Below are 15150 nucleotides of genomic sequence, written 5' to 3'. Positions count from 1 at the left end.
GCCTTGCGGCGTATTAAAACAATATGATGGGAGACGCCCAACGGAATGATTTATCCGTAATCTTCGGGCGTCTCGGCTGCCTTACTCTTGGCTTTCAGGCCACGTAGCGCAGCGGAAAGTATTACGGCCTTTCAAATCCTCATCAGGGTGATAGGTAATCGTCGCCGCGCCCCCTTCCATTGAAATTGCCTGCGATGTAATAAAAGTGCCATCGCGATCGGTGGCGGTCCATTCGAAGCCGTTTGACGCCATATCGTAAAAGCCCAATGGGGTTGGCGGAAATTGTCCCACCGACATAAGCGGCTGATCCAGGCTGCTGCCCGTGGGATTAACGGCCATTTTTTGCGCTTTACTGGCGACGTTGCGGCCGATATCGATCAGTCCATTATCCGTTGGGAACAGAACCCGTTTACCACCGTTACGAGCCGCATATTCCCACTCATTCCTGCTGGGTAGGCCCGCTTTTTGCCCGATCTGCTCACCGAACCAACGGCAATAACTTTCAGCCTGCGCGTAAGTCACTTCAGCCGGTGCATCATCGGGCGGCGACGACGAACTATCATCATCCGGAAGCTTTTGCGCCGCCTGATCCGTATTTATCAGATAACGCTCGTACTGCTTATTCGTAATTTTGGTTTTGGTCAGCGCAAAATCGCCAATGTAGAACGACTTGGTCGCAGAATATTTTTGGATTATCGGTAATGCATAGGCACGGCCTTTTTCATCCATTTCGAAATAACCTAATTCAGACTGTCGGCCTTTCACGGCGATTAACAGGTCACTCAGCGCTGATTTATCGACGCCTTTATCAGAGTCAAAGGTAAAAAAATGGCGAACCGGCGCCGTGGAATCACTGATTTTTTTATGCAGCTTATCGGAGAAAAGAATAAACGGCAGAGTAAAAGCCAGAACCAGAGATGTAAGATAAATTTTAGTTCCGCGTTTCATTATCAATGACTCCATATTGCGCAGCGAGCGGTAATCTGCCCATCGCCATCCGGTAGATTATCCGGTTGAATCCCTGCGAAATCCCGATCGTGCGCAGTAACGCCCATCCCGGAACTATCGGCATAGAATTTATAGGGACGAATAACTTTCGCCGGTCCCCGAGATGTGTAGGAAGGCTCAGACGGACCTGTTGGATCAACGGCGAGCGAATTTTCTCTCTCTTTGTTAGAGTACCAGTCGTAAACCCATTCCTGCCCATTGCCGATAAGATCGTAAATACCCAACGGATTCGGCGTTACCGAGCCTACATCCACCAGGTAGCTGCCGAACTCAAACATGTTATGGTTCATATCGTCAAATTCAGGCGCATTCTGACCAGGCTTAATCGTGCCGTCGTCGGTGGCGAAACCAACATATTGCCCACGGTTACGAGCGGCATATTCCCACTGCGCTTCCGTCGGCAAATGCATCGGCTTATTGACCTGTTGCCCCACCCACTGGCAATAGGCTTCGGCATCCTGCCAGCTCATTCGCGCAGGAAGTTGCGCCGCTTGCAAACTATGTCGTTTGTTCCACTCTCTATGTTCGAAGCGCTGTTCGGCAGGAAACGGGTTGACTAACCGCTGATGGACTGCCAGAAAGAGATCGAAATCCTGATTGGTGATTTTGTATTTCGATAGAGAATAGTCACTCAGTTGGACCGGGTAGACTGGACTAGGGGCGCACATGCTGAGCATCGGATATTTATGGCAATCATCCGCCCCCATCGTAAAACTGCCTCCGTTGATAGAAACCATATTATCCAGCGCACGCTTCAGCAGATCGGCTTGCCGGATTTTCACTGTGTCCGCATCAAGCAAAGGCAAATCTTGTTGCGACTCGACGGTTTCATCCTTACTAAAGTGGGAATAATAAAAACCAGCGACTTTAAACATACCGCCGCTGTAAAACATCGCGACGCACAATACCAGCAATACAAAGCAGGCTTTAGCAATCCCGATGAAGACGTTAATCAACGTCTTCATGCTACTGCGAAACCTTCCCATTTCCTTTCCCCCATCCATTATTTTAAGTACTATGCCAATCCAAGACGGACATTGTATCAGCGATCGTGTAATCCTTTATTTATTGCGAGCCTAAATGTATCCCCCCAGGGCAGTGTCCGCAATAGATTTTATAGAATAATTTATTTATTTTACAACGAGATATCTCTCTCATTATGACATTCCCGATCCCCCCTGGGGACGAATGATCAACGACACCCAATCCGGACCAAATCCCCGGCCGTACGCGTATGGCATAATATTCCATTGTCGGCCAAAAACGGTCGGAAAGTCGCCATACGCGCATAACGCAGTGGGGACAAGGGGCAGAGTGCGGTACACTCTGTCTATTACGTATTGACTGAAAAAATCCCGTATGCCTGGAAAAACCTGTCTCGCACTGGCATTCGCTTGGCTGGCGATACCTGCATTGGCGTCCTCTTTGCCTGTCGCGTCGGCCCCCGCGTCGCTGCCCGATATTCGTCAAAGCGGTTTCGTCTATTGCGTCAATGACGTGCTGAATACTTTTAACCCGCAGATGGCGCGCAGCGGCGTCACCATCGATACCCTGGCGGCTCAGCTTTACGATCGATTACTGGATGTCGACCCCTATACTTACCGGCTGATGCCGGAACTGGCGCAGCGCTGGGAAGTATTGGATGAAGGCGCGACATACCGGTTTTATCTGCACCGCGACGTTGATTTTCAAACCACCGCCTGGTTTAGCCCTACGCGTAAAATGAACGCGGACGATGTCCTGTTCAGCTTTCAACGCATGCTGGATAAGCATCACCCCTATCATGACGTCAACGGCGGAGAATATCCCTATTTCGACAGTCTGAAATTCGCCGATTCCGTCCACAGCATTCGCAAACTGGGCGAATATGCGGTGGAAATTCGGCTTAACAAGCCGGATGCGTCTTTCCTCTGGCATCTGGCCACGCATTATGCGCCGATTCTGTCGGCCGAATACGCGCAGGGGCTGGCCGCAAATGATAAGAAAGAATTACTCGACCGCGAGCCGGTCGGCACCGGCCCCTATATGCTGAATGAATACCGCAACGGACAATATATCCGCCTGACGCGCAACGACGCATACTGGCGCGGCCAGCCCCGCATGCGGCAGGTGGTGGTGGATCTCGGTTCGGGCGGCACCGGACGTCTGTCCAAATTGCTGACCGGAGAATGCGATATTCTGGCGTATCCCGCCGTCAGTCAGTTGGCGATTTTACGTAACGACCCGCGCTTGCGTCTGTCGCTGCGCCCCGGCATGAATATCGCCTATCTGGCATTCAACGTGCGCAAACCCCCGCTGGATGACCATCGCATGCGCGAGGCGATTGCGCTGGCGATCAACAACGATCGGCTGATGCAATCGATTTATTACGGTACGGCTGAAACGGCCGCCTCAATCTTGCCGCGCGCATCCTGGGCCTACGACAACGATGCGAAAATCACGGAGTACAACCCGGAAAAATCCCGTCAATTGTTGCAGGCGTTGGGCATCACCCATCTCAGTTTGCGTCTCTGGGTACCCAGCGCGTCGCAATCCTACAATCCCAGCCCGTTGAAAACCGCGGAACTGATCCAGGCCGATCTGGCGCAGGTCGGGATTCAGGTCACGATAGTGCCGGTTGAAGGCCGCTTCCAGGAAGCCAGATTGATGGAGCTTAGCCACGATTTAACGCTTGCCGGCTGGACGACGGACAGTAACGACCCGGACAGCTTTTTCCGCCCGTTGCTCAGCTGTGCCGCCATACCTTCCCAAACCAACTATGCTCACTGGTGTAATGCGGACTTTGATGACACGCTGCAAAACGCGCTGTCCTCACAGCAGTTGTCGAAACGCATTGAATACTATCAGCAGGCACAGCAGATCCTGGCCGAGCAGTTACCGGTATTGCCGCTGGCGTCCTCTTTACGATTGCTGGCCTATCGCTATGATATGAAAGGGATTGTGTTAAGTCCGTTCGGCAGCGCCTCGTTCGCGGGGGTTTTCCGGCAAAACGACGGCGACGATGACCAGGAAAACGCGCCGCAAGAGCCTTCTTCACAACACGCCGCTGAAGGAGAAACACCGTGATTATCTTTACCCTACGCCGCCTGTTGCTGTTGCTGGTGACGTTTTTTCTGCTGACGCTGCTGGGTTTCAGCCTGAGCTACTACACGCCGCATGCGCCGCTTAACGGCGCGGCGTTATTCGATGCTTATCGTTTTTATCTCTCCAGTCTGTTGCAGGGTGACTTCGGCCGATCCAGCATCAACGGCCAGGCCATCCTGGTACAGCTGAAACAGGTGTTCCCGGCGACGATCGAACTGTGCCTGCTGGCTTTCGCGCTCTCCTTGCTGGTGGGGATCCCGCTGGGAATCACCGCGGGAGTGATGAAGAATAAAGGGGCGGATATCGTTATCAGCACGCTGGCGCTGATCGGCTTTTCCCTGCCGGTATTCTGGCTGGCGCTGCTGCTCACGCTGTTTTTCTCCCTGCATCTTGGCTGGCTGCCGGTTTCCGGTCGCTTCGATTTGCTCTATCAGGTAAAAAGCGTCACCGGCTTTGCGCTGATCGATGCCTGGCTATCCGATTCGCCCTATCGCAACGAGATGATCATCAGCGCCATTCGACATTTGATTCTCCCCATTGCGGTGCTTGCCGTGGGGCCGACGACGGAGGTCATCAGACTGATGCGCATCAGCACCACCGACGTCATGGGGAAAAACTACATCAAAGCGGCGGCGACGCGCGGTTTATCGATGATGGCCATCATTCGCCGCCATGTGCTGCACAATGCGTTGCCGCCGATTATGCCCAAGTTGGGGTTACAGTTTTCGACCATGCTGACGCTCACCATGATTACCGAAGTGGTGTTCAACTGGCCGGGTCTGGGGCGCTGGCTGGTCAACGCTATTCGTCAGCAGGATTACGCCGCCATATCCGCCGGCGTGATCGTCGTCGGCGCGATGGTTATTACCGTTAATGTGTTGTCCGATATTGGGGGTGCAATGACCAACCCGCTGAAACATAAGGAGTCGTATGCCCTTCGATAATGTTTATAGCGAAAAACGGATCCCCAGCCGTCTGGGGGATATCTGGCGGGTATTCCATCAAGACACTCTGGCGATGATCGGTTTTTACGGTTTTCTGATTCTGCTGGGTCTGTGCCTGTTCGGAAAACTGCTGGCGCCCTATGACGTCAGCCAGCAATTTCTCGGCTACCAGATGCTGCCGCCCTCCTGGTCGCACTATGGCGAAGTCTCCTTCTTCCTGGGTACCGACGATCTGGGCCGCGATCTTTTGAGCCGCATATTAAGCGGCGCCGCGTCCACCGTGGGTTCGGCCTTTATCGTCACGCACGGCGCGGCGTTATGCGCCGTGATTTTGGGCGTATTGGCCGGCGTTACGCACGGGCTGCGTTCCGCGATGCTTAACCATATTCTCGACACGCTGCTGTCGATTCCGTCGCTGTTGCTGGCGATCGTCGTCATCGCCTTTATCGGTCCGCGGCTGGAGCACGCCATGCTGGCGGTGTGGCTGGCGCTGGTGCCGCGTATGGTGCGCACCATATACAGCACGGTACATGACGAAATGGATAAAGAGTACGTCATCGCCACCCGGCTTGATGGCGCATCGACCTTTTACATTATCTGGTACGTGGTATTACCGAACATTGCGGGCATTCTGGTATCCGAATTCACCCGCGCCCTGTCGATTGCGATTCTGGATATCGCGGCGCTGGGGTTCCTCGATCTTGGCGCGCAGTTGCCGACCACCGAGTGGGGCGCCATGCTGGGCAACTCATTGGAACTGGTCTATGCCGCGCCCTGGACGGTCATGTTGCCCGGCGCGGCCATTGCGCTGAGCGTTCTGATCGTTAACCTGCTTGGGGACGGCATTCGCCGCGCCCTGGTCGCAGAAACAGAATAATGGCGGAGACAACCTATGCCATTGCTTGATATTCGTAATCTGACCATCGAATTTTTCACCTCGGACGGCCCGGTGAAAGCCGTTGACCGAGTCAGCATGACGCTCAATGAAGGGGAAATCCGCGGGCTGGTGGGGGAATCGGGATCGGGCAAAAGCCTGATTGCCAAGGCCATCTGCGGCATCACCAAAGATAACTGGCGGGTGACCGCCGACCGTTTCCGCTTTGATGATATAGACCTGCTGCAACTGACGCCGCGTCAACGGCGTAAGCTGGTGGGCCACAATGTCTCCATGATTTTTCAGGAACCGCAGTCCTGTCTGGATCCGGCGGAAAATATCGGCCGGCAATTAATTCAGGCCATCCCCCGCTGGACCTATAAAGGCCGCTGGTGGCAGCGCTTCCAGTGGCGCAAACGGCGAGCCATCGAACTGTTGCACCGCGTCGGCATCAAAGATCATAAAGATGTCATGGGCAGCTACCCCTATGAGTTGACCGACGGCGAGTGCCAGAAAGTGATGATCGCCATCGCGCTGGCGAACCAGCCGCGCCTGCTGATCGCCGACGAACCGACCAATGCGATGGAATCCACCACGCAGGCGCAGATTTTTCGCCTGCTGTCGCGGCTGAACCAGAACAATAACACCACCATTCTGCTGATCAGCCACGATCTGCAAACCATGAGCAAATGGGCGAATCGGATAAACGTGCTCTATTGCGGCCAGACGGTGGAAAGCGCCACCAGCGACGATCTGATTAGCGCGCCGCATCACCCTTATACCCAGGCCCTGATTCGGGCGATGCCGGATTTCGGCCGTTCGCTGCCGCATAAAAGCCGCCTGAATACCCTGCCGGGGGCGATTCCGTCGTTGGAACACTTGCCGGTCGGCTGTCGGTTGGGGCCGCGCTGTCCTTATGCGCAAAAGCAATGTATGCAGGCTCCCCTGCTGCTATCGGTCAAGAACCATTGGTACGCCTGCCACTTCCCGCTCAATATGGAGGAATCCTGATGGTCGAAACGTTGCTTGAAGCCCGTAACCTGACCAAAACATTCCGTTACCGTACCGGTCTGTTTCGCCGACAGCATGTTGAAGCCGTGAAGTCCGTCAGCTTTACCTTACGCGAACGCCAGACGCTGGCGATTGTCGGTGAAAATGGTTCCGGAAAATCCACGCTGGCAAAAATGCTGGCGGGCATGATCCCCCCCACCGAGGGCGAGCTGCTGATCGACGATCATCCGCTGCATTACGGCGATTACAGCTACCGCAGCCAACGTATCCGCATGATTTTTCAGGATGCGGGCAATGCGCTGAATCCACGCCAGCGGATCGGCCAATTGCTGGATGTGCCGCTGCGTCTGAATACCGATCTCAGCGCCGAAGCGCGCGAGAAAGCCATCAACCTGACGCTGCAACAGGTCGGGCTGCGGCCGGATCACGCTTATTATTATCCCCAGGCGCTGGCGCCGGGTCAGAAGCAGCGCGTGGGTCTGGCGCGGGCGCTGATTCTGCAACCGAAAGTGATCATCGCCGACGAAGTGCTGGCTTCGCTGGATATGTCTATGCGCTCACAAATTATCAATCTGATGCTGGAACTCCAGGAGAAACACGGCATTTCTTATATTTATGTCACCCAGCATCTGGGTATGATGAAACACGTCAGCGATCAGATTCTGGTCATGCAAGGGGGTGAAGTGGTCGAGCGCGGCAGTACGGCCGACGTGTTGGCTTCCCCGCTGCATGAACTGACCAAGCGTCTGATCGCCAGCCATTTCGGCGAGGCATTGAGCGCCGATGCCTGGCGGCGCGACGGCGCGCAATTTTAAACGCGGCCGGTTCGAACGATTTCAGCGCGACAGCCTGAAAAACGGCGGCAAGGCTAAAAAAACGGCGATGATGCTTCGGAGTACCCTTCTCGGCTCCAGACATGGTAGAATCGCCCGGTTTATTCACCTCGGTCATCATTAACTGATTATTTTTAATATTGATGATTGCAGCAACAATGTTCACAAGGATTACTGCTATGGGTTTTCTTACCGGTAAGCGCATTCTGGTAACTGGTGTCGCCAGTAACCGCTCCATTGCATTCGGTATCGCACAGGCAATGCACCGCGAAGGGGCTGAACTGGCGTTCACGTATCAAAATGATAAATTGAAATCTCGCGTTGAAGGCTTTGCCGGCGAACTGGGTTCCAGCATTGTTCTGCCCTGTGATGTCGCTGAAGATGCCAGTATTGAAGCGCTGTTTGCCAAACTGGCCAAAGTCTGGCCGAATTTCGATGGCTTTGTTCACTCCATCGCTTATGCGCCGGGCGACCAGCTGGATGGCGACTATGTTGATGCGGTAAACCGTGAGGGCTTCAGCATTGCTCACGATATCAGCTCTTACAGCTTTGTCGCGTTGGCGAAAGCCAGCCGTAAAATGCTGAATCCGAATTCCGCGCTGGTTACCCTGTCCTATCTGGGCGCGGAACGCGCTATCCCCAACTACAACGTGATGGGTCTGGCGAAAGCCTCGCTGGAAGCGAACGTGCGTTATATGGCGAATGCCATGGGCGCCCAGGGCGTGCGCGTCAACGCCATCTCCGCCGGCCCGATCCGTACGCTGGCCGCGTCGGGCATCAAGAACTTCAAGAAAATGCTGTCGCATTGCGAAGCGGTTACGCCGATCCGTCGCGTCGTCACCATCGAGGATGTCGGCAACACTGCGGCGTTCCTGTGCTCCGATCTGGCTGCCGGTATTTCCGGTGAAGTTCTGCACGTTGACGGCGGCTTCAACATCGCCGCGATGAATGAGCTGGAACTGGATAATTAATCTGCCTGATTAAGCCCCCGAGACTTCTGCGGGGGCTTTACCGCATCCCCCTCTTCCTACTTTTCACATTTTCATGCGGCTCAATCCCAATAGGCTGTTTCACGCGTCAAAACGCCTGCTTAATCCCCCTTCTCAACCACTCCAGGGTAGCGATCAATTGCTTATTATGCGTGATTGCCGATACTCGGATGGACTGCAATGTTCATAAAGTCGAAATTGATGACGTAATGTCGCTTCCGATGAGTGGCCGGAGAGTTCCGCAATTTTATCTATCGGATAATGCGTGGCGCGCAGTAATTCTTTGGCGCACTCTAGTCGTCGTAGCGCCAGCCAACGCATCAGGGGCAAACCAGTAACATTATAGAAATGACGTTGTAATGTTCGTTCAGACATCATCATACGCTTTGCCAAAGCCGGGACGCTTTGATGCTCTCTAAAATTTAAATTAAGCCAGTCAATCAAGGCGGCGATACGGTTTTCACCTTTTTCCACCACCCGATAATTATTTTTCTGACTATGGCCGCCAGCACGAAGGAATGGAATGACCAGACGTTCTGCGACCATATTGGCCACACGCAATCCATAATCTTTTTTTACCAGATGCAGAAGCATATCCAGCCCAGCCGCGGAGCCGGCGGAGGTAATAATTTGCCCTTCATCAATATAGAGCGCAGAGTTGGATACATTGATCTCGGGATAACGTTGAGCTAATAACCGAGTATGGTGCCAGTGACTGGTAACAGTTTTTCCCTTCAGCACGCCTGCTGCGGCCAGCACAAACACACCGGAACAGATGCTACAAAGACGTGCCCCGCGTTGCCAGGCCGCGCGCAATGCAGACAATAGCGCCGGAGGGGGCTGGTCGTTGACATTACGCCAGGCAGGGATCACGATCGTATCAGCGACCTCCAGCAATTCAAGCCCATTGGCAACCCTTACTTCAATGCCTCCCACTGCATGCAATATGCGAGATTCTGCTGAGCAGACAGAAAAACGGTACCAGTCGGTTTTCAACTCTGGTCGTTCCACTGCAAAAAATTCCACTACACAACCAAATTCGAAAGTTCGTAAACCATCGTAAGCGACAGCGACTACATGGTGGTTCAGTTTGGCAGAATTCTTATGAAATTTGGCTGTTTCCATGTTTCCCCCACCCGAATAAATATACGAAAATATCCAGAAATTATAGTGATATTAGCAGATTACTTATACGGAGCTCAGTCTTTTACTGGCATTTTCTTTACGGAGGCCATATGGATATTACAGTTGCCTTGGTGAATCCAGAAACAGTAACAGCGGAGATGCGCGAACTCTATGAGCAACATGAAAATCACGCACTGAGTTTGATTGCAGCTCGTCTGCGAAGTTTAGGATATCTAGTTGATTTATATGATTTACGTGTTGATGGACTAACAGAAAATGAAATAGCTGAATTAGGGAAAATCCCTCGCGATACATATGACGAGCATGTTTTTATATCTGAATTTAGCAGTCAACTGCGAGAGATAAATAAAAAATTCAGGAGGCTGGAGTTATGAATATAAGAGTTTATATCAAGCTGGCATTATCGGCTTTTTTCTGGGGAGGTTCAGCGATTGCAGGGAAATATGCACTTCAAGTATATAGCCCTTCCTTTGTTACATTTTTTCGTTTTTTTATTGCTGCTTTGATAATGTTTATCATTGTACGACGTGACCATGCATCTCTAAGACTTGACACGCGAAATCATTTACAATTATTCATTATTGCATCGGCGGGAGTCAGCATGTGTTACTATTTCTATTTTAATGGATTATACCATAGTTCTGCATTTAACGCTGGCATTATTGAGGCAACCATTCCGCTTCTGACTTTATTATTCGCTGCTTTATGCAAAATGGAGCGCATTATGTTATATCAACTTTTCGGACTGACAATTGCCTACGTAGGCGTTGGTTTAACCATAACCAATGGTAGCTGGAAAGTAATTAAGGAAGCAAGTTATAATATTGGCGACATCATGCTGTTAATAAGCACAGTATGTTTTGGTGTTTATAACGTTCTAACAAAACGCTGGCAAATAAAAATCCCTGGAATGGTGTTTATGTTTTATTTCTTTTTTTATGGCAGCATTGCATTGTTCCCATGGTTTTTTAACGGACAGAAAGAATCATTTTCCACTGATATTAACATGCTATCTTTAGCATGGGTCGCCATTTTATTTATGTCGTTGGGTGGTTCAGTTATTGCCTATCTATTTTTCAACCAAGGCATTGCAGAAATAGGCGCGTCGCGGGCTGCGTCCTTCATCAACCTTGTACCATTCATCACTGTTTTTTTATCTGTAATTGTTTTGAGGGAACGTTCAGAGCTATTTCAGTGGATGGGCGCGGCCATAATTCTAGCTGGGGTTTTTATAGCAAATAAAAATCCAAAAAATGATATTGTGTGAAGACCATTATGGGTGTGCGGAATTATCTTCTGTGGCGAGAAAGAGATCGTGAGGGGCAATGATAACCATATTTTATATATCAGCAGATTAAGCCCCGCGATTTCTCGCGGGGCTTTTTTTTTACAGTTCAAAAATGTGGGTACGCACGTTGTTGATATACAGTTCTCTGCGCTCCCCGGCCGGCAGACGAAGGGTCGCCTGCGTCCAGGCGGGTTTGAATCGACCTTCGCGCGTGAAGTGGATATCAATGCGTCGGCTATCGCTGATGATGTTCCAGCGTAACCACAGCGCATTTCCCTGCCGCCATGCCCAGGTTTCGCCGTCATCCTCAAACAGCAGCCCGCTGTCTTCCCCTGCGCCAATCGGCGGGAACAGCAGAAACTCGCGCTGGTTATCCTCTTCATGACGGACAAACGCCGTACGCGCGGACAGCGGGATCATCGCACCGGCGCGAATCATCAGCGGAAGACGCTCCAGCGGCGCATCCAGCGTAATGGTTTGCCCCCCGCCGTACCACTGTCCCTGATAAAAGTCATACCACCCCTGCTCGCTGGCCGGCAGATAGACTTCCCGCCGCCGCTGCCCCGGCTCCATCACACTGGCCACCAACACGTCCTGACCCAACATAAAATCATCCGTTTCGGCGAATGTGGTCTCATCATGTTCGTGGTCGAGGAACGTCGGCCGCAGCATCGGCTCATCGTCGGCGCTGGCGCGCCAAAATAAGGTATAAAGATAAGGCAGCAGACGATAACGCAACGCGATGGCGCTGCGAATCGCCGGGGTCGCTTGCGGATACATCCAGGGTTCATTGACGGTGTGATCGTCATTCCATGAATGGATGGTAAAACGCGGATGCATCACGCCATTCTGCACCCAACGCACAAACAGCTCGGCATCAGGCATATCGCCGGAAAATCCGCCGACATCGTGGCCGACATTATAAATACCGGAAAGACTCATGCCGACGCCCATGCGGGTGTTATAGCGCAAAGTTTGCCAGTTGGTGCGGTTATCGCCGCTCCAGGTCTGCACATAGCGCTGCATGCCCGCGCAGCCGGAACGGGAAATCAGATAAGGACGAAGCTGAGGCGCGAAACGCTGCTGAGCTTCCAGCGAGGCCCGCATCATCAGTAACGGCATCAGCGGCCGGATATTTTTGATCGCGATCTGCTCGCCAAAGCCATGACAGCGCGCTTCGCCATCCCACACTTCATATTCATTGTTGTCGTTCCAGGTCGAATCAATGCCCTTTTGCAGCAGTTGACGGGTAACGTTCTCCTGCCACCAGGCCACCGTCGCCGGGTTGGTAAAATCGAGGTGAGACCCTTCGTCATCCCAGAAGCTGGAGCGTTCAGGCGCATCCGACTCGGAGTCGAGGATGAATAACCCCTGCTCCGCGACTTCAGCGTATTTGGGATGATCCTGCAACAGACAGGGTTTGATATTGGCCGCCAGTTTTAACCCCGCATCGTGAAAAGCCTGCGACATCGCCTCCGGCTGCGGCACCTTGTCGTAATTCCAGTTAAACACGTAGCGTTTGTTGTTGATGGAAGTATAGCCGGACGACAGTTGAAACGAGTCGCACGGAATATCATGCTGGCGGCACAGGGCGATAAACTTCATCAACTGTTGCTGCGCATCCGGCGCGTCGGTGTAATGCATGGTCGAGCCGCTGTAGCCCAGACTCCACTTCGGCCCGAACAGCGTCTTGCCCGTCAGGCGCACAAAGGTTTTGGTGACATCCAGCACCCGCGCGCCGAGGAACAGGTAGTAATCCAGGTCGCCCGCTTCAGCCTGATAGCGGCGGTAAGCCTGATGGTAATTATCGATTTCATTACCCAAATCCAACCAGGTGCTGCTCAGGTTGTCATAAAACAGCCCAAAGCTGATGTCCTGGCGGCGGGTAATGGTAAACGGTATGTGCTTATACAGCGGATCGGTGGCGGCGGCGTTATAACCCATCGCATCCAGATTACGAAACTCATAGCGTCGGCCGTTACGCTGAAGGTCGCCGGATTTCTCGCCCAAACCGTAATAGCGATCTTCAGCAAAACGGCGCTGGTAGTGCGCAACGCCGTCGCCATGCATATTAAGCAGGTAGGCGCTGGTGGCTCGATCGCTCGCCAGCAGTCGCCATTCCCCTTGATCGTCGCGATATTCCCACTCCAGCCACAACGGCTGATGAATCGTAATCCGCATGCGTTCAGTACCGACGCGCAGGCCGTCTTGATATTCCTCCAGCGAGAAGCCCGGCAGGCTGAACCCCTCGCTGCTTTCCCTGCTGCGCCCTTCCCAGGGAACATCCTGCCGCGGGGCAATACTCCAGGTACGTTTCAGTTGCAGCTCGCCATTCTGTTTAATCAACACCCGGCCGATATCCGGTTCCAGAATGTATAAGCGGAAAATGTGCTTTCCATCGACCAGCAGTTCGAGATGATCTTGCGCCTGATGGCGAAACACCCAATTTTTCAGCGTTTTCATATCGCGTCCTTTTCAGGATGATTAGCAAAGATAAAATTAAATCTGACGCGCTTTCTGGCGACGTTCGGCGATAAAAGCGATGAGGAAGATCGCGCCGATCAGGTCGAAAAAGCCCATAGCGACAAACAGCGGGTTAAAGCCGATTTTGTCCGCGGTGACGCCGATTAACAGAGAAAACAGGAAGCTGGCGATCCAGGCGAAGGAGCCGCGCATGCCGTTGACCGTCGCCATCTGTCCTTTATCAAAGGACTCCACCACCAGCGCGCTCAGCATGCAGGAGATAACCTGATGACCGAATCCGCCGATGGAAATCAGCAGGATCGCCAGCCAGGGATCGCGGGCGATGGCGACCAGCGCCAGCGACAGCATCAGAAACGCCCCGGTGACCGAACTGGCGACAATGGCGTTAACTCGTGAATAACCGAACCAGCGGGTATACAGGCGGGTCAGATAACCGCTGGCGACGCTGCCGAGGTCGGCGGCGAGGAACGGCAGCCAGGCGAACATGGCGATTTGTTTCAAATCCATGCCGCGCTCGCTGGCCAGATAAAGCGGAACCCAGAAACTCAGCACCGCCCAGGCCGGTTCGGCCATGAACGCCGGAATGGCGATGCCGTAAAAACGCTTGTTTTTCGATACGGTCTTCAGCGCGGTGAAAAACGGCAATTTAACCGGCTCAGGCTCGTTATCCTGACGGATAAAGTCCAGTTCCTCACGACTCAGATTGGGGTGTTTCGCCGGATCGTGGTAGAACAACCACCACAGCACCACCCACAGCATCGCCAGCGCGCCGGTGAACATGAATGCGCCCTGCCAGCCGAAATTGACATGCGCGATCACGATAATCGGCGGCGCCAGCATAGCGCCGATGGAGAACCCGACGCCGGCCCAACCCGCGGCGATAGGACGTTCTTTTTTCGGGAACCATTCACCAATCGTCTTGGCGTTGGCGGGCGTCGCCGCCGCTTCGGAAGCGCCCATAAAGAAACGCAAGATGGCAAGGTGCAGCCAACTGCCGGCGCCGGCATGCAGCATACACATCAACGCCCAGATCACGGCGCAAACCAGAAAGCCGATCTTCAAGCCGATGACGTCGATTAGCCAGCCGCAGAGCGGTTGGAAAATGGTGTAAGCCAGTTGGAAGGCGCCGACAATCCATGAATATTGTTCGGTCGTGATGCCGAGACTGGTTTTCAGTTCCGGCGCCAGGATGCCGAGCGAATTACGGGTAATGTAGTTAACGGTCACACCCAGCAAAAACAACGTTAACACCCACCAGCGCAGATTCCTGAATTTACGTTTTCCCCTGCTGCCGACGGTCGGCTGATTAATATCGATACTCATCATAAACTCCTTGCAAGGAGATAAGGTTATATTGGCCTGACATGTCGGCGCGTATTGGTATTTTTTTCTGCACCCGATCACATCAATTATTTTATCTATTTGTATTAGTTACATTTAAATAAGAAGCCAATTATTTATACGTCGATAATTGGTTTACCAAACGAAA

The 15150-nt window shown here is 52.9% G+C and carries 13 protein-coding genes; 8 read left to right on the top strand and 5 right to left on the bottom strand.

Going from position 1 to position 15150, the window contains the following annotated elements; translation table 11 throughout:
* Positions 1-81 precede the first annotated feature (81 nt).
* Together ABRZ26_RS00440 and ABRZ26_RS00435 are read right to left on the bottom strand one after the other, a co-directional pair.
* Complete coding sequence (locus tag ABRZ26_RS00440) at positions 82-948, bottom strand: formylglycine-generating enzyme family protein (RefSeq protein WP_319602295.1); 867 nt, start codon at positions 946-948, stop codon at positions 82-84.
* A 2-nt stretch (positions 949-950) separates the two neighbouring features.
* Positions 951-1973 carry a formylglycine-generating enzyme family protein gene (locus tag ABRZ26_RS00435; protein ID WP_319602294.1) on the bottom strand — a complete coding sequence of 341 codons (1023 nt, stop codon included), beginning with the start codon at positions 1971-1973 and terminating at the stop codon, positions 951-953.
* Between the two features lie 394 nt (positions 1974-2367).
* On the opposite strand from ABRZ26_RS00435, the gene sapA reads away from it, so the two are divergent.
* The 6 genes from sapA to fabI all read left to right on the top strand — a co-directional run bounded on the left by sapA (position 2368) and on the right by fabI (position 8725).
* Entirely contained in the window at positions 2368-4074 is a 1707-nt protein-coding gene (gene sapA, locus ABRZ26_RS00430; protein ID WP_319602293.1) for an ABC transporter substrate-binding protein SapA, read from the top strand.
* Complete coding sequence (sapB, locus tag ABRZ26_RS00425) at positions 4071-5036, top strand: putrescine export ABC transporter permease SapB (RefSeq protein ID WP_319602292.1); 966 nt, start codon at positions 4071-4073, stop codon at positions 5034-5036. The genes sapA and sapB overlap by 4 nt, the downstream gene beginning before the upstream one ends.
* A complete protein-coding gene (gene sapC / locus ABRZ26_RS00420; protein WP_319602291.1) occupies positions 5023-5913 on the top strand; it encodes a putrescine export ABC transporter permease SapC in 891 nt (296 codons plus the stop codon). Before sapB ends, sapC begins: the two co-directional genes overlap by 14 nt.
* A gap of 15 nt (positions 5914-5928) precedes the next feature.
* A complete protein-coding gene (gene sapD / locus ABRZ26_RS00415; protein ID WP_319602290.1) occupies positions 5929-6921 on the top strand; it encodes a putrescine export ABC transporter ATP-binding protein SapD in 993 nt (330 codons plus the stop codon).
* A complete protein-coding gene (gene sapF, locus ABRZ26_RS00410; RefSeq protein ID WP_319602289.1) occupies positions 6921-7736 on the top strand; it encodes a putrescine export ABC transporter ATP-binding protein SapF in 816 nt (271 codons plus the stop codon). The genes sapD and sapF overlap by 1 nt, the downstream gene beginning before the upstream one ends.
* A gap of 197 nt (positions 7737-7933) precedes the next feature.
* Positions 7934-8725, top strand: coding sequence for an enoyl-ACP reductase FabI (gene fabI / locus ABRZ26_RS00405; RefSeq protein WP_319602288.1), 792 nt, complete (start codon positions 7934-7936; stop codon positions 8723-8725).
* 153 nt (positions 8726-8878) lie between these two features.
* Here the strand turns inward: fabI and ftrA are convergent, their stop codons facing one another.
* Positions 8879-9868, bottom strand: coding sequence for a transcriptional regulator FtrA (gene ftrA, locus ABRZ26_RS00400; protein ID WP_319602287.1), 990 nt, complete (start codon positions 9866-9868; stop codon positions 8879-8881).
* Between the two features lie 110 nt (positions 9869-9978).
* Between ftrA and ABRZ26_RS00395 the strand changes: the two genes are divergently transcribed.
* Both ABRZ26_RS00395 and ABRZ26_RS00390 read left to right on the top strand, forming a co-directional pair.
* Positions 9979-10263, top strand: coding sequence for a hypothetical protein (locus ABRZ26_RS00395; protein ID WP_319602286.1), 285 nt, complete (start codon positions 9979-9981; stop codon positions 10261-10263).
* Positions 10260-11156 (top strand): DMT family transporter, encoded by an 897-nt coding sequence (locus ABRZ26_RS00390; RefSeq protein WP_319602285.1) that lies wholly within the window; start codon positions 10260-10262, stop codon positions 11154-11156. The genes ABRZ26_RS00395 and ABRZ26_RS00390 overlap by 4 nt, the downstream gene beginning before the upstream one ends.
* Before the next feature lie 120 nt (positions 11157-11276).
* On the opposite strand, the gene ABRZ26_RS00385 is transcribed toward ABRZ26_RS00390, so the two are convergent.
* The gene (locus ABRZ26_RS00385) at positions 11277-13640 is read right to left on the bottom strand and encodes a glycoside hydrolase family 31 protein (RefSeq protein ID WP_319602284.1); all 2364 of its coding nucleotides are present in this window, start codon (positions 13638-13640) and stop codon (positions 11277-11279) included.
* 36 nt (positions 13641-13676) lie between these two features.
* A complete protein-coding gene (locus ABRZ26_RS00380; RefSeq protein WP_319602913.1) occupies positions 13677-14984 on the bottom strand; it encodes an MFS transporter in 1308 nt (435 codons plus the stop codon).
* Positions 14985-15150: the final 166 nt, after the last annotated feature.

This window comes from Brenneria sp. L4-2C (genome assembly GCF_040240335.1).
GTDB lineage: Bacteria > Pseudomonadota > Gammaproteobacteria > Enterobacterales > Enterobacteriaceae > Brenneria.
This window is presented reverse-complemented; position numbering and strand designations above follow the sequence as displayed.